This window comes from Pseudomonas sp. Irchel s3b6 (assembly GCF_900187415.1).
GTDB lineage: Bacteria > Pseudomonadota > Gammaproteobacteria > Pseudomonadales > Pseudomonadaceae > Aquipseudomonas.
On the sequence record NZ_FYDM01000001.1, the window covers coordinates 568,628 to 588,860 of the forward strand.

Below are 20,233 nucleotides of genomic sequence, written 5' to 3' on the forward strand. Positions count from 1 at the left end.
ACGACCCGGCAAGTGCAATGGCGTGGAAATACAAGTGGCTGCCTTTTTGGTGTCATTGCCGACGCCGCTGACGTTGAGCGGATAGTTGAGACCCGCAGATGATATGGTTCAGCGAGCAGTAAAAGAGTGAGCAAATTTTCTGCGTATGTTCGATTGTCGGAGATAAACGACTGGCTTTATTGGCCAGTCGGATACAGATTGATTGGAGTAAAGTTAGCTATTCATATTTCTGTACCTGCTCGAGTTCTGATTCGGCCGGGTTGTTCAGATGCTTTATTAATTCGCTGAGAATTATTAAGTCGCAGTGTCGCGCACCGGTTTCCAGATCTTGGAGAACGTGCGTTACGCCATGATATTGGCGTTGCGAGGCATTGTCAGATATAAGAAGAGAAGTTATTCCGTATTTTTCTGCGTATAAGTTTCCTGTTTCCCAGGCAATGCAGAGATCAATGTCCTTTATGTATTTTTCGTTGCTGTCGAAATCTTCGATCAGACCGTCAAGGCTGAATTTGTATTCAAGGACTTTAGGGTCGGTGGTTATGCCGAATAAAACTTCAGCAGTCTCTTCTGGGATTCCTAGTGGATTAGATTCTTCGTCATAAATATATAATTCTTTCTTGAGGTCGAGACATATTTTAAAGAGCCCGTCATAAGTAAATCTTTCGTTTGTGGACATTATGCGCAGGCCTCTAATTACCCCTCCTGCGATCAATTGGTGAAATAATGCAATTACATCCTGTTCTCTGGTCGGGTTTGAAGTTATGGATACCCGTTCTACTGGAAGAAAGAAATGCTTGTTTGTTAGTTGCAATGGCTCAGCTGCTTCATGTCCAAGCATATCCTTTTTCCAGTTGCTCACTTTCATTTCTCTAATGAAATCTGGCGCAACTCCTGTATTTGGCTTCATCAGGCTATAGAGTTTCGATAGGTGATTTTCCATCAGTTTCTGACTTACGCTTTTTGAGAAGTCTGAAAGCTCTCTGTGAAAACCCTTTCTTCCTAGGTCAGGCGTGTAATTGTCGAAATGTATTAAAAAATGAACTTGGTTCTGTCTGCCTACATACCGTTTCAATGGGACGATTAACGTTTCGCCCTGAGGCATGTTATTGGCTGCAAGCTGTATTCCTGCATTAAGTACTCTGTACCCGTTTCTCAATCCAAGAGAATCATTAAATTGCTGCCATAGCTTAGTTGTGGAGCCAAATTCTACACTTACGGTAGGGGAATGTCGGTCCAGTACAATTAGCTCTTCTTCATCGAGTTTTCCATGAAGGATTTTTATTATTTCATCTGAAGACCAGGAGTCGTACATAAAGTCTAGATTGCGATATCTGTCAGGCAGTTTTTTACTTGCGCCAAATTTCGCAAAATTCTTTTCTGATGCATCAATGAGTGTACGGATCTCTGCGTTCTTGCCGGCAGTGTCATGAAGCCACAAGTAACCAGTGCCTTGGGATTCATGCGTTGTGGTGATACTATTTGAAATAACATGTACTGTTGTTATGACAGTGTGGTCTTTGCGCACTGAGCCTAAGCCGGTTTTTATAGAAAGTATCTTAAACCACTGCTCTGCAGTCTCTGTTTTAATCCAGTTTAATTTTTTTGGGTGAGTCGTTTCGTCGAATCTTACATTTATTGAAACGCCTCTGTCGAAGTTGGTGAACTCAGAATCTACTTCTGCGGTGCTAATAGGTTCAACTTTTGGGTTGGCGCCTGCAACGCTACTTTTTATCCAGTTTCTAGCGTTTACTATTCTGCCGGATGCCTTGAAGTCAGGAACCTTTGTGGAAATGCGCATAAAGTTGAAACCGTATGCTACGTAGGTAGCGCCAACGCCTTTATGTCCGCGAGTATTGCCTGATTTGAAGGAGAAGTTGGGTGCTAAAAATTGCTCAAATTTCTCTTTGTCGAGTCCTATGCCGTTATCTGAAACAGTTAAGGTGTTTTCGTCCAAGTCGATAATTATGTTTATTTTAGGTGTGTAGAACGCTAGTGAGCCTGAGGATTGCTCTAGTGAATTTCGAGCTTCTACGGCGTCAAGTGAGTTCTGGATAAGTTCACAGAAAGGGTCGTACCATCCAACATACGAACTGAGGATGTTTTCTATCTCGCGCTTTAATGCACCTAAGGCGGCTTCGTTTACAGCAGTATTCTTAAACTCAAGAGGGTCGAAAGATTTGAATGTCATGATAAGTCCTTTGTCATTTTTAGCTAAAAATAGTGCATTTCAGCCACGTGCATTTGATATCCATACTCCATTTATAAGCCAAACGCTTGACTCCCTGCTATGGAAATTCTTCTTCACCGTCTGAATGGACGCGCAGGTGCTACTCGATCTGTCTAGGCCTGGATCTGTGTATCAGGGCGCAGACAGTCATAACAGAGGCATCCATCAGGGCTGGGCTAGGTTGGTGAGGTGGGCTTTTTCCTCGAACTGGATGGCGATATCGACTGCCGATTTGTACGACCAGCGAAATGCATGGGTCTTGCCTGTGACCAGGTCAACGATGTGGTACGCCTTTGGCCCTTTGTTCATCACCTGGAAGCGCACGCGCTTTTCAGGCATTACCAGGTTGCCGAGTCGAGCGAACTCTTCGAGAGAGGCATGGGGGCGAATCATAAGTGCGCCAAGGACGTCCCGGTGTTGTTGCAGCGGTGGGTGCATTTGCATGGCTGATCCCTAGGTGTGGGTTGCGTGTATTCGTCAGCACTCGGATCTCCTGCTGGTTGCCGTTGGGGGCAGAAGGGAGTGCTGACGGATAAAAGCAGGCGTAAAAAGCCCGAGGGTTCCCGGGCTTTTCTTTGTGCGTCACACAGACCTACCTATGTGAGCGCTGGTGCCGCCATTGGGCGGGCTGCGGTATTGGTTACATGGCTGCCAATCCTCCGTGTTGGGTTGGTTGAACAATGCAGGTGGCCGGTGCTGGACCGGTGTGTGCTCATCCGCATCGGTGAAGCGTTCTGTCTTGCCACCGGCACACCTGGGAATAGCAACAACGTGAAGAACGCTTCCCGATGCGGCCTGGTGCTGAGGAGGACCAGGTGCTCAGGCAGTTAGCGACAGGCTGTCGTATGGCGTTGGTTGATTCGTTACTGGGGCTTCGACAAGCCCGCCTGAATGCGCTGCGTGATCTCGTCTCGATGCACCGAGACATCTTTGGGTGCGCTTGTTCCGATGCGTACCTGTTTGCCACTCACACCCAGCACAGTGATCGTGATGTCGTTACCGATGTTGATGCTTTCGCCTGCTTTACGAGTCAAAATCAGCATTGTCCATTTCCTTGCGTTAGTTGGTTTCCCAATGTCGCCTTGCAAGAAGCGGCATCAGTGAAACGTCACTGCATTACGCGGATTTCATTGCGCGGGAACCACGCGCCGTCGACCTTGACCATGCAGCCAACAAAGGCCGCGTAGCGGGTCTCTCGATCAGTCTGGAACCCGTAGTAGGAGCAAGTGGCCCGAGAGGCCAGACTGCTCAGCAGCATGCAGCCCACGATCAGCACCAACAGGATCAGCAGAAGCTTTGTTGCGTACTTCACGCCTCGATACCGTAGTCAGCTAGGCGAAGTCCGAAGTGCATGCCTATCTCTTTCAGCACCACCATCTCTGCGGCCTCGATCTCTCCGTCGGCCTGAGCTACGGCCAGAATGTTTACGAAGGCTTCCTCCGCGTCGGCCGGAACGTTTTTGATGTCGGCCAGTTCACGCTTGATTGCCAGCCGACCTACCTGGAAGTTGGCGTTCAACTGACCGGTGAAGCGATTGATGGTCTCGGTGATCTCGCTGCCGAAGTGCGTCAAATTTGGGTTGGAGCGAATCAGTTCGTCGAGCTTGGAAACCTCACTGGCTTCAATCTCACCATCAGCAGCGGCGACCAGTAAGCCGCCACCGACAATGGCCTGCATCAAGTCGCGGTTAACGACTTTCTTCATTTCGGCCTGAGCGTTGCCGACTTGTTTACCGAAGAGCTTTTTCATACCGAACATGGTGTTTCCTAATTGCGTGGGTGATTTCCCGCTGCACCCGTCACCAGGTGCAGAAGTGAAATGTTCCAATTGCTCGTGCCGCTTACCGGGTCATTCGCCAGTTCGGTCAACACCTCGACAGCCGGATGGGGTATCCCACCGTTGGCAGGCTTTCGTACCTGTCTGTCGCTGGTCGCCAGTAGTGGCAGCGCGTTTTTGCTCACCTGACTTTCTCTCGCCCCACAGGTGTGGCCGGGGCTGACCTCCCAGCGAATCGCCGAGTAATCGTGTATGGCGCAGATTGTTAAAGAGCGGCGCGGCTTTCGCTGCTGGGCCATTGTTGTCGTGGCGTGGGATTAATTTAAGCAAGCTGAAATATTTATGTCAAGCATGCTTAACTCAAATTTCAGAATGCTGAATGTGTGGAGCAAAAAAAAGCCCGCTCAATGGCGGGCTCTAATCATGCTTCGCAGTACTCTCGCCACCCAATCCGGACGGCCCCGCTCTCAAGGCGATCAATGCAGATCCCATCGGTTTCTTCTATCTCTTGCAGAACCAGCAGCCATGCATCAGCAGACTCTATCTCTAGCCTGGTTATGACGATGGATTGAGTTTTCTGTGCATGCGGTGCAGAGATCAGACGTTGGATTCGTCGACGTACAAGCTCATATGAGGTCTCAGCTGGGCTTTGAGGAGGAGGGCGCCGCATTGTAGTGTTCCTTGTTTTTAGCGTTTGAAAACAAAGGCTCAGGATGTCAAAAATCTGACAAGCGACATTGATTTTTCTCAGAAGACCTGAAAAAGCTCTTTCATATTTTTTGTGAGTAAAAGAAAGCCCACACACGGCGGGCTTATGAACGTTGTGAAAGGAGTAGGGAGCGCTTCATCCTTAGGTGACTCGTGAAAGGATGTCTTAGATACGAAAAAGCCCACGCATGGCGGGCTCTTTATAGACGGGGCCAAATCCCTTTGGCTGACTGTATTGTGCATATCAGGTGTGACGACGGCATGACAGTGTTGATATGAAAATCCCGATGACTACAGTTTTTGTAATGCTCTGACCACAACACCGACTATCCGACAGTTCTCCGCGCACATCTCGGTGGGGTAGGCAGGGTTTAACGGCTTCAAGTAGCGTCGACCACCATCATCTACGAGCTTTTTGAACGTGGCCTGGTCACTGTCAGCCAGTTTGGCAATCACCAACTTCCCGGATTGAACATCAGCCTCGGTATCAACCAGGATCAGGGTTCCTTCAGTGATGCTAGTCCCGACAGGTGATGTCATCGAGTCACCCTTGACCTCAAGCCAGAATGCCGGTCCTTTTGAGTTGTAATCCGAGAGTTCATAACGATCGGAGAAACCAGGCGGAAAGGGCTCGACTGCTTCGGCCCATGCACCTGCTGCAACCCAACTGATCACAGGGTAACGGAACGATTCGATGGGCTGGCGAGTGGAGGCGACGTTGGACTCGTACGCCTCTGTTTCACTTCCCTCGCCGATAGCAAGCCACTCAGCCCTAAAGCCGGTTGCTTTTGCCAGAGCGTAGAGATTCTCAGGCCTCAGGCTTTTGCTTTCGCCAGAGATCCACTGAGTAACGGCTGAATTTGCAACGCCGCATAAGGCTGCAATTTCGCCCTTCTTTTTCCCGCTGAGCGCGATGGCTCGGGCAATACGTTCATGTCTTTCCATGGACTCAATATTAAGTTAACTGAATTTAAGCATGCAGTAGGTGTAAATCTGCGTTGACTCATTAAATTAAGCATGCTGAAATTACGGCAAGCTTGAGTGAGGTTGCGCAATGAACACGCATGAGGTCGCCGAATTTTTCGGTAGTAAGACAAAGCTGGCAGCTGCACTGGGTATTCGTCCAAGCGCCGTGACTATGTGGGGAGAAACCGTTCCTGAGTCTCGGCAGTACCAGATTCAGGTGCTTTCGAAGGGGAAATTCAAGGCTAAGCGTAGGTCGCAAGCTACCTGACGTTTCCTTGCCATCCACTGAACAAATGATCGCCTCTGCACCTGCAGAGCGCCACGGAAACAAGATCGAGGTTTTACGAATGGAAGATTTCTTGAGGGCCTGTCACGACGTAGTCAAGGACGCTGACACCAAGAAGCTTGCAACCCTGATGAATATGCCGCCCGTAAGCCTGCTTCAGCGAGCGAATCCAGACAACGATGGCCACTGGATGAACGTTAAACATCTCTATGCGCTGTTGCTGCATTCGAGCGACATGCGCCCACTTGCTGCGCTGGCCGACGAGTTCTGCTTTGACCTGGTGTTTCGCGAGAAGCCGCCGGCCAAGCCTCTGATGGTTGCTCTTGGGCATCTTTCTGCTGAGTGCGGAGATGTTGGCCGGTTGATCTTTGATGCTGCCGAGGACAACCACATCAGCCAGCACGAAAAGGCCCAAGGTGAGAAAGCAATTCTTGAAGCAATCGATGCGCTCCAGATTCTCCGCGAGTCGCTCAAGGCTGCCTAAATCGCAGGCACAAAAAAGCCGACGGTCGAGGTCGGCTTCTTCAACAGCGGTAAAACGTACTGGAGTTGATTATGCATAACCACGCCACCCCCAGCAATACCCCAGATGTCGTGACACGATTCGAGCAATGCGAAAACGTGTCACTTCACACCATGTCGTCACGCGAGATTGCCGAACTCACCGGCAGCACGCATGACAACGTTCTGAAAACCGTCCGGGCGCTGGTTGCGAAGGGTGTCGTTTCTTCAAACGACACCCCCTATGTCCACCCACAAAACGGCCAGATCTACCACGAGTTCCTGTTGTCTCAGCGTGACACCCTAGTGGTGGTCTCGGGTTACAGCGTCGAGCTGCGCGCGCGGATCATTGACCGCTGGCAGGAACTGGAAGCCCAGGCAGGGCAGTTCCAGATTCCAGCGACTTATGCCGAGGCATTGCAGGCCGCTGCCGATCAGGCCAAGGACAACCAATCACTGCGTCTGGTCATTCTCGATCAGGCGCCAAAAATTGCGGCCATCAAACGCTTGGCTGCGTCTGGCGGGGCGATCTGTATCACGGACACCGCCAAGCAACTGCACATCCCGCCGACCAAATTGTTCTCCTGGCTTGAGCAGCATCGTTGGATCTTCCGCCGCAAAGGCTCCAAGCGTTGGGTTGCCTATCAACCTCGTATCACCTCCGGCTACATGACCCACAAGGTGACGGCCTTGATACCTGACCGTGAGACCGGGATCGAACGTGCTGCCTTCGATCCTATGGTCACTCCCAAAGGCCTTGCCCGCTTGGCTGAAATTAATATCGGAGCCTCGCTGTGAGTGTTCAAGCAATGTCCTGGGCACTCTCTCTGTCCATCGAATCACTGAAAGACTCCAGCGCACGGCATGTGCTGCTGTGCCTGGCCAACTACGCCGGTTCCAACGGCGCAGGTGCGTTTCCATCTGCCTCGACCTTGGCTCAAGACACCGGCCTGTCCGAGCGTACCGTTCGCTACAAGCTGGACGATCTGGAGAAGGTCGGTCTGATCCAGAAGGGCAACCAAGCGATTGCTGCGGTACACATCGATCGTCATGACCGCCGACCAGTCGTTTATGACCTTCAGTTATCGCGGGGTGCAAATCCTGCACCCCGTACAAAACGGGGTGCAGATGACGCCACGGGGTGCAACTCACAACAGAACGGGGTGCAGCCTGAGACAGAACGGGGTGCAGCGGCTGCACCCAATACGTCAATTAACCATCAAGTAACCGAACAGCAGCTGCAGCGCGAGATTTCCGATGTGATTGCCGAGCAGGACCAGGCCGCCATCGCTCCTCCGGATGACCGTCAGCGCTTTGCCATGTTCGCCACCTGGGCGCCGAGTGAGAGAGCACTGGCTGATCAGCTCACGATTGCGGGCTTGCCTGGCGATTCGGTCACCAATGACTTGCTCGCTGACTTCAAGGGCTTCTTCGTCGCCAAGCCAACGACCGTCGACAGCGCGCCCGGTTGGTGTTTTCGCCTGACTCGTTGGGTCAAGCGTGAGCAGGTCAAAGATGCTTCCAATCAATCGGTATCCCCTGATTTTGATGACTCCACCTGGGCTGATGATCTGGGGGACTTGTGATGGAGGTGAAAGCGCCGCGTAGCGCCAATCAACTGCTGAGCAAGATGGGGAACCTGCCGCCCGTTGCGCTGGTTCAACCGAAGCAATTGCCGCCTGGTACCACCGACGTCGTGAACGCGCTGTTCAAGGAGTTGCAGGCGATCTTCCCCGCGTGGAAACAGGCCTGGCCCGATGATGAAGCCCTACGGGCTGCGAAACGCAGCTGGATCAAGGCTTTCATCGTCGCCGGGATCAATACCCTCGAGCAGATTCGGTACGGCTTGCGGAACTGCCGACAACACGGTGGCGATTTCGCACCGAGTGTCGGCAAGTTTGTGAAGTGGTGTCAGCCAACGCCTGAGATGTTGGGCATTCCATCGCACGATAAGGCCTTCCGTGAGGCGTTGGTCAACTTGGACCCGAGCCGAGCGCTGTCCCGCGTGTGGTCGCACCCGGCTGTACGTCATGCCGCGCTTCAATGCGAGATGCACAACCTAAACAGCCTGGTGTCGGAGAAGGCCAGCAAGGTCTTCGACCGCGCCTATGACATCACCATCCGGATGTTGGTCAGCGGACTGCCGCTCGAAGACATCGCGGTGGGCATCGGCCACGACTCGCAGAAGCTCGAGACACAGCTGGCGGAAGAGTACGGCGACGCGCGGTTGTTGATGACGATGTCGCAGCAGTCGATCCCGCTTGACGGCAAGGTTGCCCGCGCCCAGTTGCTGGCTCGCTTTGTCAATTGCGCCGGTAAACGCGAGCAGCAAGAAGCCTCGCGCCCTAATCCACTCAATCCAACAGGTGGCTTCTGATGAATGCAGCCAAGCAACAAAACATGCTCGCCGGGCAATCATCGCTCGCCCGCAAAGTGTTCCAAGTTGTGCCAATCCAGGAGCGTTGGAGTGCTCACGATATTTTCAATTCGCTGATGGTTGCCGAGGCCACGGGTGCCCAGTTCCCGGCCATACGTCGGGGCCTTGGCGAACTGAAGGAAGCTGGTCTCATTCGCGAACCCGTTAACGGTCACTTCCAGCGTACCGCCATCACCATCAAATCCCCGAGAGAGCAGAGCATGTCGAAAGAAACCAAGCCGGCCGTCGTTGCCATCAAGAAACCCGATGCCAGTGCCCTGGATACATTGGCGATGCTTTCTGGCGAGGTCATCAGCTTTGCCGAGGAGGTCGGACAGCGGATGAAAAAGCTGGCGGCGCGCATTGAAGAAGTGGCGCTTTCCGTCGAGGCAGAGCGTGAGACCAATGCTGAATCACTCGAAAAATTCAAGCTGCTGCAATCTCTGCTGAGGGGGAGCTAATGGGCAAACGCATGGTGATCAGCTCGAAGATATCCGGTCGCCTTTTCGCTGTTCCGGATCCGGCGGACTACCGGTTCGCCGTGTTCTGTTGCTCATTCAAGATGGATCTGGGCAGCACCCCTGATCACTCAATGGTGCTGTTCGCTGACCGAGCAATGGCCGAACGCTACGGCGCTTGGATGTGGCCCTCGACATATGAAGTGATCGATCGGCTTAGCAAGGGTGATGAGCAATGACTGCTCCTTTGAAAACCCTGACGGTGAAACTGTCCGATGCCGTCATCAAACAGCATGCCAGCAACCCGACCATTACCGAGCTGAAGGATCAGCGGCATCCACTGCGTTTTCGTTACCGTCACGACCGCAGCAAAGGCAGTTGGCACCTGGTGCGTTTCGACAAGGGCGCCAAATGGAAAAAGGCTGCCAACTGGCCCGACGTGCCGGCGCGGGTCATGCTCGACAGCTTGCCAGTGGTGCAGGCCCGTTTATTGGCGGATCCGACGGCTGCAGCCACGGTGGATGGCTGGGAGCGGGTCGGCCAAGTGCTGGAATGGTACGCCACGCGCCTGAAGACCGATAACAGCTTGTCCAAAAGTCGCCGGGGATCGTCGTTATCGGCGATCTGCTGCCAGCTCCTGCCCGCGCTGAGTGACCTGCCCTTGTGCAAACTCAATGCCGATACCTTGGACCGACACCTGATCTGGCACATGCAGGCCGAGTACAGCCTGTCCTACGTCAAATCGGTATTGGACGTGCTGAAGGTAGTGTTCGGCGCCGCCTTGACGCTGAAAAAGATCACCGTGAACCCACTGCTCGGGGTGTCGTTCAGTCACTTCACCAAGGCCAAAATCAAGCCCAAGGGTGCGCGCTTGCGACACGTCGCCGTGGTGGATCTGCTGGCCGAATGGGGCGAAGCGTTCGCCGCGGACCCGGCGGCCGTGACGCTGCTGGTGTTGATGCTGACCCATGCCACCCGGATCACCGAAACCCGTCTGGCCAAGTGGAAGAACGTTCATCTGGACGCGGGGGAATGGTTCATTCCGGCCGATGACACCAAATCCAAGCGCGACCACCTGTTGCCATTGACCACGCAAGTGGTGGCCTATCTTGAGCGCTACCGAGATCGACAACTGGCCGATGGTTACGACGGGGCATACCTGTTTCCAGCGACGTCACGTGCGGGGCGACCGATGTCACGCAGCCAGGCCTTCAACATTTTTTCCCGGTTCGGGGCAGGCGAGTGGACCAGTCACGATCTGCGCAAACTGGCGCCTTCCATCTGGGCCAACCTCGGTGTCGATTCGCTGGTGGGCAAGCTGCTCCTCAATCACGCCCTGACTGAATTGGAGCGCACGTACTTTCAGGCAATGGGCGAGGCGGTCAAGCGCAATGCCCTGGAGCGGTGGCACGGCTGGCTCGACGCACAGGGTTTTGATGCATTGCAGGACAAGACAGGAGCAAGACGCGCGAGTAAGCCGGTTGCCCTGGACCCCGCAGGCTGGTTGGCCTGAAGCCGAAATCAGAAATTAATCTTACAAGAGGATTCAAACATGCAGACAGGGCAGGGGCTTGGCTTTAAGAGGCGGCGGATCGAGCTAGAGCCTTGCCCGACCTGCAAGGGCAAAGCGGTAGTGAAAGGGCTGTTTTATGAGTTGATTTGTACTGCTTGCAATGGCTCAGGTTGGGTTATTCGGGGTAGCAGGTTGGTGCTTTCTTCAGACGAGTTAGTGACCCAGTTGAGCTTCAAATTGCAGCAGGCTCAGCGCGAAATTGAAGCGCTTCAGCAGGGCTCGTCGATACCTGGCCCGGCCGAGTATTACCAACAGAACAACCGTCGCGGTGCCGGCGGATCAAATTACACAGGGGATTGAGACCATGATGATTCGAAAGCCGGCAGGCCGACCTTTGGGCGATACCGAATACCTGCTGGAGCAATGGGGCTGGTGGCGGGTGGACGGAGCTGGAGTGCCAAATTACACCTCACCAACTTTCGCGCTGATGCGTCAGGCGATGCCACAAGTGTCGGTGAGCAAAAGCTACTGCATCACCGATGACTGGGCCATTGCCATCGATAATGCAGTGGCCAGGCTTGCAAGTCGCGATCAGCAGATGGGCGACATTATCTGGCTGTACTACGGCGCCAAATGGCCGATGGTTCGAGTGGGTAAGCACTACGGGATCAGCGAGGGCAAAGCCAGAGAGTTAGCCAGGGCAGGGGTGGCGTGGGTTGATTGTGCGGTGAGCGGCATGCGGGAAGTGGCTTGACCGTGACGACCTTGTGATGGCTAGTATTGGTGTTTTTTACATCGAGAAAGCCACATGAATGTGTATGTAATAGCGGCAATGGTACTGATTACTGTAACCGTTGGTATTGTTGCCCATCTATTCAAGAAAAAGGCCGCCGAGGCTCGGGCAAATGAGCTGGATGAAGAGCGGAATGCGGAGATGCTTCGGGCAATAGCCCAACTGAAGGCAGAAGGTAGAGAAGAGTTGCCACAGCAGTCATCTGTAACGAAAGAGCGCCTTACAGTACCGCAGATGCTCGCTTTATCGTCAGCGTCCTTTGATGTGCCTATTTATGGTGAGAATACCTCTCACCGCCATAGCCAAATGCCAAGCGGCGCTGAATGCTTTTCCATGCGCACTGTAGATTCACTGCTGAGGAAGGGGTATCTAATTTCGGATAATCGATCCGGCTACTTCCTGACCGAAGAAGGGGCGGCAGCTCTACGGAGGGGGATGGGGTTCTAAGGAAATATACCCGCAGGATCAACAGAATTTCCCGAACCCCTCTAAAATTTACTTTTCCGCGCGGAATAGGTCTGTTTTTATAGCAGCGTGTGTTGCTGTGAACGCAGCGAGACGCTTTTCAAGAACCCGACCATTGAGTCGGGTTTTTGTACCCATTTATAAGCCCTGCCATCGAGCGGGGCTTTTTCGTTTTCGGCCCCATGCCTGGCTCTTTGCTCCGAGCGGATGACAGTGACATGGAGGCCGGACCTATTCGAGGACTACAGATGAACACAGAGCATCAGGCTCTCGCCGATGTGCCCCTTTGGCTGTTGGTGTTGTTGAGCATGGCTGGTTTGTCTGGCGAGATGTTGAGAGCTTCAGGTACTGACCTCGGTCTTCGACAGATCCTACAGCGTGTAGCTCTGCGCTTTCTTGCATCTGGCCTGTTGGGTATGGCCACGCTGCTGCTCGCGATCGCGCTGTGGAGCAACTTTTATCTTGCCGCCGGCCTGGGCATCGTAATCGCGGTTATCGGTGCTGATGTAACTGGCGGTTTGTACACCCAGTTTCTTGCCAAAAAAGCTGGTATCAAATGCCGTAATTCATAGCGAGGTAATGCCGTGAGTCAGTTGAAAAAATATGTCGTTGCTCCGCATCAAGTGTCGTCGGTGGTGGTTAGGGAGCCTTCGCCGTGTCCGTAGAACGGCATCTGCCGCCGACTGCAGCGCGTGTCTCGTTGATATGGGTCAGCGCGATGCGTGGTGATGGCAGCCCAGGAAACCCGGAGCGGTCGATTAACCTGTACTTCAACGACGATGGTGTGCTGATGGCCTGCTATGACCCGCTCAACGGGCCACCAGACAGCTTTGGCTCGGCCATCGCGGAAAACTAAATGGTCCAAATCAAGATCACACCCGACATGCTGCCCGTATCCGAGGCGCTGCTGGAGCTGGAGAAAAAGCACATTCCGTATGTGCTTATGGTGACCGCAACCCGTTTGGCTAAACGGGTCAAAGAAGGTGAGCTGGCCGTCATGGCGCGGCGCCTGGACCGGCCGACCCGAACCACGATGAACAGCCTGTTCGTTAAGTGGGCCACCAAGAACAAGCCGGCCGAGGTGTATTTCAAGGACTCTTGGACCTCGGGCATTCCTGCTGATACCTACCTTCAGCAGACTGTCAGGGGCGGGCCGCGCCCGCATAAGCGCTTTGAAATGGCGCTGATCGCGCGCGGTTTCATGAAGTCCAACCAGTTCGCGATCCCTAGCCCTGATGTGCTCAACCAGCATGGCAACGTATCTCGGGGGACGATGACCAAGATCTTGTCGGGTCTTGGCGCTGCGGAAACGTCGCGTGGCTATCAGGCCAATGCCTCGAACAGCAAACGCAGTCAGCGCAAGGGCAATGCCAGGAGCTATTTCTCCGGCATTGTCGGGGGTACGGCCGGTGTGTGGGAGCGTAAAGAGACCGCATTCAGCGATGCCGTAAGGCCGGTGTTTGTCTTCAGTCGGAGCGCGCCGGTGTACCGCACGATCTTCCCGTTCTTCAAGATCGCGAACAACATCGTCAAGGCCAACTATGGCACCGAGTTCCGCGGTGCGTTTGCCGAAGCGATGGCCACCGCCAAACCGTGATAGCGGGCGAAAAAGGCTGTTTCTGCGTCTTTATTGCTTGACGTGCGGGTTTTGGCGTGAATTTAACGGGTCCTCCCGAGGGGGTGGGGCTTGGGGGTAATTCGGGCCCCGCGTCTTGTGTACGTATGACCCATTTTCCCAGGTTGGTTGTTGTTTAGTCATGGCGAACTCTTCGATCACCCGGCAGCCGTTCTGGCTGAACAAATCCCGCATGGCCGAAAGCCTCGGTATTTCCACGCAAGCCTTTGATAAATGGGGCGTTGAGCCGGTGGCCAAGGTAGGGCGCGAGTCGTTCTATGACGTGCGTTCGGTGGTCGCCAATCGCTTGGCTCACCAAGAGCAGAAACACCAACCAATGGGCGCGGACGGCGAAAACCTCGATCCGCACGCCGAGCAGAAATTACTGCAGGAGCGGTTGCGGTTAACGACCGCCCAGGCCAATGCCCAGGAGCGCCGAAACCGGGTGAAAGACGCCGAGCTGGTTCCGGCCGATTTTGCCGTGTTCGCCCTGGGTCGTTTGGCCGCCATGTTGGGCTCCACGCTGGACACCATCCACGTCAAATTGAAACGAAAACATCCCGACATGGAAGCGCGCCACCTTGAGGCGGTCCAGCGGGAGATTGCAGTTACGCGTAACGAAGCCTCCGGCCTGGCCGATGCTTTGCCGGAGATCCTGAATGAATACGTTGCCGCCTTGGATGAGGGGGCTGACTAACGCGGTCACGCGCGGTTTGACGGCGCTGTTCAAAGAGCCACCGTTGACGGCCGTCGAGTGGGCCGACAAACATTTCTATCTGTCGTCGGAGTCCTCCTATCAGGAAGGCCGTTGGGAGACCGCACCCTTTCAGGTGGCGTTGCTCAATGCCATGGGTAATGACCTGATACGCGAGGTCAACGTGCTGAAGTCGGCACGGGTGGGTTATACGAAAATGCTGGTGGCCAACATGGGCTACAAGATCCAGCACAAAAAACGCAACCTGTTGAGTTGGTGTCCCGACGATGGCTCATCTGATGAACTGATGAAACGGCACATCGACACGATGATCCGTGACGTGCCGGTGGTGCGCGCCCTGGCCCCGTGGTTCGACAAGAAACACAGCGATAACACCCTCGACGCGAAGTGCTTCGACAATCAGAAGATGCTCTGGTGCCTGGGCGGCAAGGCGGCGAAAAACTACCGCGAGAAAAGCCCGGACGAGGTGATCTATGACGAACTGTCGAAGTTCGACGCCGACATCGAGGGAGAGGGCGCGCCGACCTTGCTCGGGGACAAACGCCTCGAAGGCGCGACCTTCAAGAAGTCGATCCGTGGCTCGACACCGGGTACGGCCGACACGCAATCTTCTGAAGAGGATGGCGGCGGTGATGGCTGCCAGATCACCCGTGCGGCCAACGAATCACCGCACTTCCTGCGTTTCAACATCCGTTGCCCGTGCTGCGATACCGAGCAGCACCTGAAGTGGGGCGGCCTGGACGCGGCGTATGGGGTGAAGTGGCTGAAGGATGGGTATGGTCAGGTCGAAAAAGCCTGGTACCTGTGCGAGTCCGGCCACGGTTGCACCTTCGAATATCATGAGATGATTGAGGCATCGAAGCAGGGGCGTTACCTCTGCGAGCGCAGCGGGATCTGGACCCGGGATTCGATGGCGTGGTTTTCCTCGGACGATCAACCGATTGCCACGCCGCGCTCAATCACCTTTCACATTTGGACGATTTACTCGACCTTCACCACTTGGGCGGACATCGTCAGTGACTGGCTTAAGGTCGGCAAGGACCGGGGCAAGCTCAAGACCTTTACCAACACCACGTTGGGTGAAGCCTGGGAAGAGGACCAGAGCGAGAAGCTGAACTGGGAACTGCTGCGCGACCGCCGCGAAGTCTTTGCTCAGGTGCCACGTCGCGCGGTCGCTTTGCTGGGTGGGATCGATACCCAGGGCGACCGCTATGAAGGTCGGGTGTATGCCTATGGTGCGGGCGAAGAAGCGTGGTTGGTGCACCGTTTCATTCTCACCGGCGACCCGGCCAGCACGGTGTTGCTGAAAAAGGTCGGTCAGGAGATCAATCGGCAGTTCACCCGGGCGGACGGCACGTTGATGCGCGTTGAGCGCTGGTGCTGGGACAGCGGTGGCCACTACGCCGACGAAGTGCGGGCCGAAAGCCGCAAGCATGGCGTGCATTGGGTGATCCCGATTTTCGGGGCCAGCACCTACGGCAAGCCGATTGCCAACTTTCCGCGCAAGAAAGACAAACGCAGCAAGGTCTATCTGACCGAAGTCGGTACCGACAACGCCAAAGAACTGATCTACAGCCGGTTGAAGCTACAGCCGGACGGTGATCGGCCGGCGCCCGGCTGTATCCATTTCCCGGCAGACGACCTGATCTGCGATGACGACGAGCTCAAGCAACTGACCAGTGAGAGCAAAAAGTGGGTGATCGTCAAAGGGCGCCGGGTCATGCGCTGGGATGCCAGCAAGCGCCGCAACGAAGCACTGGATTGCGCGGTGTACGCCTTGGCGGCCTTGCGCATCAGTCAGCAACGCTTTGGTCTGGATCTGGACCTGCTGGCCAAACAACTGCCTGGTTCCAATCAATGGCTCGTTCCGGAACCAGAGGACGCCGAACCCGCTGCACCGGTGCCAACTTCGGTACCGCAAGCCCAACAACCCGCACCGCCTGCCGAGTCTGGCGGCTGGTTTGATTCAGGACAAGACGCATGGCTATAACCGCTCAGGACATGGTGGACCGCTATCTGGAGGCCGAGCAGGCGATCCTGCTGGGTAAGGAAATCCTCTTCAATGGTCGCAAGCTGATCATGGATGACCTGGAAGAAATCCGCGCCGGCCGTCTGGAATGGGAGCGCCGGGTGCGGGCGCAACAGACCGCGGCGGCGGGGCAGCCGTCGTACGCCATGGCGACATTCCGGTGAACCTGCTGGACCGCGTGCTGGCTCCGGTGTTTCCGGGCATGGTGGCCGAGCGGCTGCGTGCCCGCAACACGATCATGGCGTTCGAAGCGGCGCAGGTGACGCGCACCCACAAGGCGAAAAAACAATCCGCCAGCGCGGATCGCTCGTTGCAGCGTTCGGCGCGCTCCCTGCGCGAGCAGTGCCGCAAGCTGGACGAAGACCACGACATTGTCACCGGCCTGTTCGACCGCCTGGAAGAGCGGGTGGTGGGCGGTATGGGCATTGCGGTTGAGCCGTTTCCGTTGAGTTACGCCGGGGAAGTGCACCTGGACTTTGCGGCGCAGATCAAGGCCCGCTGGGCCGAGTGGTCGTTGCGCCCGGAAACCTCCGGCGAGCTGTCCCGGCCGCAGATGGAGCGGCAGGTCTGCCGGACCTGGCTGCGCGATGGCGAAGCCTTGGCGCAAAAGCTCAAGGGGCGAGTGCCCAGCTATGACCATTTGACGGCGGTGCCTTTCGCGCTGGAGCTGCTGGAGCCGGACTACCTGCCCTGGGAATACAACGACGACGCCAAGGGCATTGTGCAGGGGATCGAGCGTAACCAGTGGCGGCGGGTCAGGGCCTATCACCTGGTCAAGCACCACCCCGGGCATGTCCCGGGTTATGGCCTGACCCTGGCCACCAAACGCGTGCCGGCCGAACAGATGATTCACATCGCGCACCGTAAACGCATTGGCCAGAACCGTGGCCAGCCGTTGCTGCATGCGGTGCTGATCCGCTTGGCGGACATCAAGGACTATGAAGAAAGCGAACGGGTCGCGGCGCGCATCAGTGCGGCGCTGGCCATGTACATCAAGAAAGGCACCCCGGACGACTACACCGCGCCATCAGCGGTGAATGGCCAGACCGCCGCCGCGCGGTCCATTCCCATCGGCCCGGGCATGGTGTTCGACGGCCTGCTGCCCGGCGAAGACGTCGGCATGATCGAAAGCAATCGGCCCAACCCCTTTCTTGAGGGCTTTCGCAACGGCCAGCTCAAGGCAGTGGCGGCCGGTACCCGGGGCACCTTCTCCAGCGTGGCCCGCAGCTATGACGGTACCTATTCCGCGCAGCGTCAGGAGCTGGTCGAGGGGCAGTTGGGTTACGACCTGCTGCAGCACGAATTTATCGACTACTGGAGTCGTCCGGTCTATCGCGAGTGGCTGCACATGGCGATTGCCAGCGGGGTGGTCAAGGTGCCGGCCGACGTCGATCCGGACACGGTGTTCGGCGCGATTTATCAAGGGCCGGTGATGCCATGGATCAACCCCGTCCATGAGGCCAATGCCTGGCAGATTCTGGTCGAAGCGGGCTTTGCCGATGAGTCGGAAGTGGCGCGGGCGCGTCAGCGCAATCCGCAGGAACTCAAGCGCTCCCGGGCTTCGGAAATTCAAACCAACCGGGACAAGGGACTGGTCTTCAGTTCGGACTTCTATCACGAGATCTATGGAAAAACGCAAACCGATGAACAGCCTAAAAAGCCTGCCGCTGATGACGCCACGGGCGTCGATCCCGACGACGAGCGAAACCAATGAACGCTGGTATTCCATGTGTGCGGCCGCACGCGGTGTGGTGGACATGCACCTGCACGGCGAGATCGGCGCCTGGGGCATCACCGCCCGGCAGTTTGCTCAGGATCTGAAAGCCCTGGGTGATGTGTCGCAGATCAACCTGCATGTGCATTCGCCGGGCGGCGATGTGTTCGAAGGCATCGCCATTTACAACATCCTCAAGCATCACCCAGCACGGGTGGATGGCTTTGTGGATGGCTTGGCCGCGTCGATGGGCAGTGTGGTGTTGATGGCCTGCAACAGCATCAGCATTCCGGAAAACGCCGTGATCATGGTGCACAAACCTTGGGGCATTCAGGGCGGCGACGCCCATGAAATGCGCCGCTATGCCGATTTGCTCGACAAGGTCGAAGGCTCCCTGGTCAGTGCCTACGTGGCCAAGACCGGGAAAACCGCCGAAGAGATCCACGCGATTCTTGAGGCCGAGACCTGGATGAACGGGGTCGAAGCGGTCGCGGCGGGGTTCGCCGACAAGATTCTGGAGCCTGTGAAGGCTTTCGCGCACATCAACTCGAAACGAATGCAGGAGTTCACCAACATGCCTACATCGGCAAAAAATCTGTTCGACCCTCGCGGTTCCGTACTCGCTCCGACCCCAGCGCCTACTCCCGCGCCACCGGCCGCCGATTCGGCACCGGCTGCTTTGACCCTGGATCAGATGCGCGCTCAGGTACTGGCGGCGGACGGCCCGCGCCGCACGGCGATCACCGCCGCGTTCTGCGGTTCACTGGGCACTACCCACACTGAGCTGCTGAACACTTGCCTCAATGACCTCGGCTGCACCGCCGAGATGGCCAGGGAGAAACTGCTGGTTGCGTTGGGCTCGACGACTACCCCAACCGGCGGGCCGGGTATGCATGGGCACGTGACCAACGGCAATCTGGTCGGCGATTCGGTGCGTGCGTCTCTGGCGGGGCGTCTGGGCCAGGCGGAAAACCAGAAGGACAACGCCTATAACCACATGAGCCTGCGTGAGCTGGCCCGTGCGTCGCTGCATGACCGCGGCATTCTGGTGGCGACCCTTGATCCCATGGCCATGGTCGGCCTGGCGTTCACCCACGACTCCAGCGACTTCGGCAACATCCTGGTGGACAGCGCCGCCAAGTCGGTGCTGCTCGGGTGGGATGAGGCGCCGGAGACCTATCACCTGTGGACCAAAAAGGGCCGCCTGAGTGACTTCAAGGTGGCCTCCCGGGTCGGCATGGGGGCGTTCCCGAGCCTGCGTGAAGTTCGCCCCGGTGCGGAATACAAGTACATCACCACCAGCGACCGCGGCGAAAAAATCCGCCTGGCCACCTACGGTGAAATGTTCAGCATCACCCGTCAGGCGATCATCAACGATGACCTCGACCAACTGAGCACGGTGCCCTACAACATGGGCCTGGCCGCGCGCGGCACCATCGGCGACCTGGTGTACGACACGCTGATCCATTCGCCGCTGATGAGCGACGGCAAAGAGTTGTTCGACGCTGAGCGCAATAACCTGTTCACCGGCGCCGGCTCGAACATGTCGATTGAAGCGCTGAGCAAGGCCAAGACGGCCATGGCCTTGCAGAAAACCCAGGTCGAGGGCGGTAAGGCCCGGACGTTGAACATTCGTCCGGCGTTTGTCCTGGTACCGGTGGCGCTGGAAGACAAGACCAACCAATTGATCCGCTCGGCCTCGGTGCCGGGCGTCGACACCAACGCCGGTATCGACAACCCGATCCGCAACTTTGCCACGGTGATCGCCGAACCACGCCTCGACGATGATTCGTCGACCACTTGGTATCAGGCTGCTCGCCAAGGTGCGGACACCATTGAGGTGGCTTACCTGGACGGCGTTGAACAGCCGTACCTGGAACAGCAGCAGGGTTTCACCATCGACGGCGTGGCGAGCAAAGTGCGGATCGATGCCGGGGTGGCGGCGCTGGATTATCGCGGCCTGAACAAGTCGGTGGGTGTGGTCACGCAGACCAAGTCGACCGCTCGCTAACCCGTTTACGTCCTCTCAATACCCCGCCCCGTGCGGGGTT

The 20,233-nt window shown here is 56.1% G+C and carries 26 protein-coding genes; 19 read left to right on the plus strand and 7 right to left on the minus strand.

The annotated features are described in order from the left end of the window. Nucleotides 1-217 precede the first annotated feature (217 nt). From CKW07_RS02685 to CKW07_RS02715, 7 genes are all read right to left on the minus strand, one after another. Nucleotides 218-2,188 (minus strand): ATP-binding protein, encoded by a 1,971-nt coding sequence (locus CKW07_RS02685; protein WP_095143446.1) that lies wholly within the window; start codon nucleotides 2,186-2,188, stop codon nucleotides 218-220. A gap of 204 nt (nucleotides 2,189-2,392) precedes the next feature. Continuing rightward, nucleotides 2,393-2,671 (minus strand): hypothetical protein, encoded by a 279-nt coding sequence (locus tag CKW07_RS02690; protein ID WP_256577004.1) that lies wholly within the window; start codon nucleotides 2,669-2,671, stop codon nucleotides 2,393-2,395. 419 nt (nucleotides 2,672-3,090) lie between these two features. Further along, a complete protein-coding gene (gene csrA / locus CKW07_RS02695) occupies nucleotides 3,091-3,270 on the minus strand; it encodes a carbon storage regulator CsrA (protein ID WP_095143447.1) in 180 nt (59 codons plus the stop codon). Between the two features lie 65 nt (nucleotides 3,271-3,335). Beyond that, nucleotides 3,336-3,539: a hypothetical protein gene (locus tag CKW07_RS02700; protein WP_095143448.1), complete on the minus strand. Its 204-nt coding sequence runs from the start codon at nucleotides 3,537-3,539 to the stop codon at nucleotides 3,336-3,338. Further along, nucleotides 3,536-3,985, minus strand: a complete 450-nt coding sequence (locus CKW07_RS02705; protein ID WP_095143449.1) for a tellurite resistance TerB family protein — start codon at nucleotides 3,983-3,985, stop codon at nucleotides 3,536-3,538. The genes CKW07_RS02700 and CKW07_RS02705 overlap by 4 nt, the downstream gene beginning before the upstream one ends. Before the next feature lie 439 nt (nucleotides 3,986-4,424). Continuing rightward, entirely contained in the window at nucleotides 4,425-4,673 is a 249-nt protein-coding gene (locus tag CKW07_RS02710) for a DUF1654 domain-containing protein (protein ID WP_095143450.1), read from the minus strand. Between the two features lie 329 nt (nucleotides 4,674-5,002). Beyond that, entirely contained in the window at nucleotides 5,003-5,656 is a 654-nt protein-coding gene (locus CKW07_RS02715; protein WP_095143451.1) for a LexA family transcriptional regulator, read from the minus strand. 109 nt (nucleotides 5,657-5,765) lie between these two features. Here CKW07_RS02715 and CKW07_RS02720 point away from each other — a divergent pair, with 109 nt between their 5' ends. From CKW07_RS02720 to CKW07_RS02805, 19 genes are all read left to right on the plus strand, one after another. Next, nucleotides 5,766-5,945, plus strand: coding sequence for a Cro/CI family transcriptional regulator (locus tag CKW07_RS02720; protein WP_095143452.1), 180 nt, complete (start codon nucleotides 5,766-5,768; stop codon nucleotides 5,943-5,945). Nucleotides 5,946-6,024: 79 nt separating this feature from the next. Further along, entirely contained in the window at nucleotides 6,025-6,447 is a 423-nt protein-coding gene (locus CKW07_RS02725) for a phage regulatory CII family protein (RefSeq protein WP_095143453.1), read from the plus strand. A 152-nt stretch (nucleotides 6,448-6,599) separates the two neighbouring features. Beyond that, nucleotides 6,600-7,262: a phage regulatory protein/antirepressor Ant gene (locus CKW07_RS02730; RefSeq protein WP_176465266.1), complete on the plus strand. Its 663-nt coding sequence runs from the start codon at nucleotides 6,600-6,602 to the stop codon at nucleotides 7,260-7,262. Between the two features lie 11 nt (nucleotides 7,263-7,273). After that, nucleotides 7,274-8,050 (plus strand): helix-turn-helix domain-containing protein, encoded by a 777-nt coding sequence (locus tag CKW07_RS02735; RefSeq protein ID WP_095143455.1) that lies wholly within the window; start codon nucleotides 7,274-7,276, stop codon nucleotides 8,048-8,050. Then, a complete protein-coding gene (locus CKW07_RS02740) occupies nucleotides 8,050-8,841 on the plus strand; it encodes a replication protein P (protein WP_095143456.1) in 792 nt (263 codons plus the stop codon). The genes CKW07_RS02735 and CKW07_RS02740 overlap by 1 nt, the downstream gene beginning before the upstream one ends. Further along, nucleotides 8,841-9,341 carry a hypothetical protein gene (locus CKW07_RS02745; RefSeq protein WP_095143457.1) on the plus strand — a complete coding sequence of 167 codons (501 nt, stop codon included), beginning with the start codon at nucleotides 8,841-8,843 and terminating at the stop codon, nucleotides 9,339-9,341. Before CKW07_RS02740 ends, CKW07_RS02745 begins: the two co-directional genes overlap by 1 nt. A gap of 29 nt (nucleotides 9,342-9,370) precedes the next feature. Further along, nucleotides 9,371-9,577 (plus strand): hypothetical protein, encoded by a 207-nt coding sequence (locus CKW07_RS02750; RefSeq protein WP_095143608.1) that lies wholly within the window; start codon nucleotides 9,371-9,373, stop codon nucleotides 9,575-9,577. Beyond that, on the plus strand, nucleotides 9,574-10,851 hold the full coding sequence (locus CKW07_RS02755) for a site-specific integrase (protein ID WP_095143458.1): 1,278 nt from the start codon (nucleotides 9,574-9,576) through the stop codon (nucleotides 10,849-10,851). Before CKW07_RS02750 ends, CKW07_RS02755 begins: the two co-directional genes overlap by 4 nt. Nucleotides 10,852-10,890: 39 nt before the next feature. Further along, nucleotides 10,891-11,211 (plus strand): hypothetical protein, encoded by a 321-nt coding sequence (locus CKW07_RS02760; RefSeq protein WP_095143459.1) that lies wholly within the window; start codon nucleotides 10,891-10,893, stop codon nucleotides 11,209-11,211. Between the two features lie 4 nt (nucleotides 11,212-11,215). Further along, nucleotides 11,216-11,605 carry an antiterminator Q family protein gene (locus CKW07_RS02765; protein WP_176465256.1) on the plus strand — a complete coding sequence of 130 codons (390 nt, stop codon included), beginning with the start codon at nucleotides 11,216-11,218 and terminating at the stop codon, nucleotides 11,603-11,605. A 54-nt stretch (nucleotides 11,606-11,659) separates the two neighbouring features. Then, nucleotides 11,660-12,091 carry a hypothetical protein gene (locus CKW07_RS02770; protein WP_095143461.1) on the plus strand — a complete coding sequence of 144 codons (432 nt, stop codon included), beginning with the start codon at nucleotides 11,660-11,662 and terminating at the stop codon, nucleotides 12,089-12,091. A gap of 266 nt (nucleotides 12,092-12,357) precedes the next feature. After that, a complete protein-coding gene (locus CKW07_RS02775) occupies nucleotides 12,358-12,681 on the plus strand; it encodes a phage holin family protein (RefSeq protein ID WP_095143609.1) in 324 nt (107 codons plus the stop codon). 83 nt (nucleotides 12,682-12,764) lie between these two features. After that, a complete protein-coding gene (locus CKW07_RS25110; RefSeq protein ID WP_141234414.1) occupies nucleotides 12,765-12,965 on the plus strand; it encodes a hypothetical protein in 201 nt (66 codons plus the stop codon). Next, nucleotides 12,966-13,706 carry a hypothetical protein gene (locus CKW07_RS02780; RefSeq protein ID WP_095143462.1) on the plus strand — a complete coding sequence of 247 codons (741 nt, stop codon included), beginning with the start codon at nucleotides 12,966-12,968 and terminating at the stop codon, nucleotides 13,704-13,706. It abuts the gene before it with no gap. 160 nt (nucleotides 13,707-13,866) lie between these two features. Next, a complete protein-coding gene (locus CKW07_RS02785; protein WP_256577005.1) occupies nucleotides 13,867-14,421 on the plus strand; it encodes a terminase small subunit in 555 nt (184 codons plus the stop codon). Continuing rightward, nucleotides 14,384-16,429: a phage terminase large subunit family protein gene (locus CKW07_RS02790; RefSeq protein ID WP_095143463.1), complete on the plus strand. Its 2,046-nt coding sequence runs from the start codon at nucleotides 14,384-14,386 to the stop codon at nucleotides 16,427-16,429. Before CKW07_RS02785 ends, CKW07_RS02790 begins: the two co-directional genes overlap by 38 nt. Next, complete coding sequence (locus CKW07_RS02795; protein WP_095143464.1) at nucleotides 16,420-16,632, plus strand: primosomal replication protein PriB/PriC domain protein; 213 nt, start codon at nucleotides 16,420-16,422, stop codon at nucleotides 16,630-16,632. Before CKW07_RS02790 ends, CKW07_RS02795 begins: the two co-directional genes overlap by 10 nt. Beyond that, nucleotides 16,629-18,182 (plus strand): phage portal protein, encoded by a 1,554-nt coding sequence (locus tag CKW07_RS02800; RefSeq protein WP_095143465.1) that lies wholly within the window; start codon nucleotides 16,629-16,631, stop codon nucleotides 18,180-18,182. The genes CKW07_RS02795 and CKW07_RS02800 overlap by 4 nt, the downstream gene beginning before the upstream one ends. Then, complete coding sequence (locus CKW07_RS02805) at nucleotides 18,112-20,193, plus strand: ClpP-like prohead protease/major capsid protein fusion protein (protein WP_095143466.1); 2,082 nt, start codon at nucleotides 18,112-18,114, stop codon at nucleotides 20,191-20,193. The genes CKW07_RS02800 and CKW07_RS02805 overlap by 71 nt, the downstream gene beginning before the upstream one ends. Nucleotides 20,194-20,233: the final 40 nt, after the last annotated feature.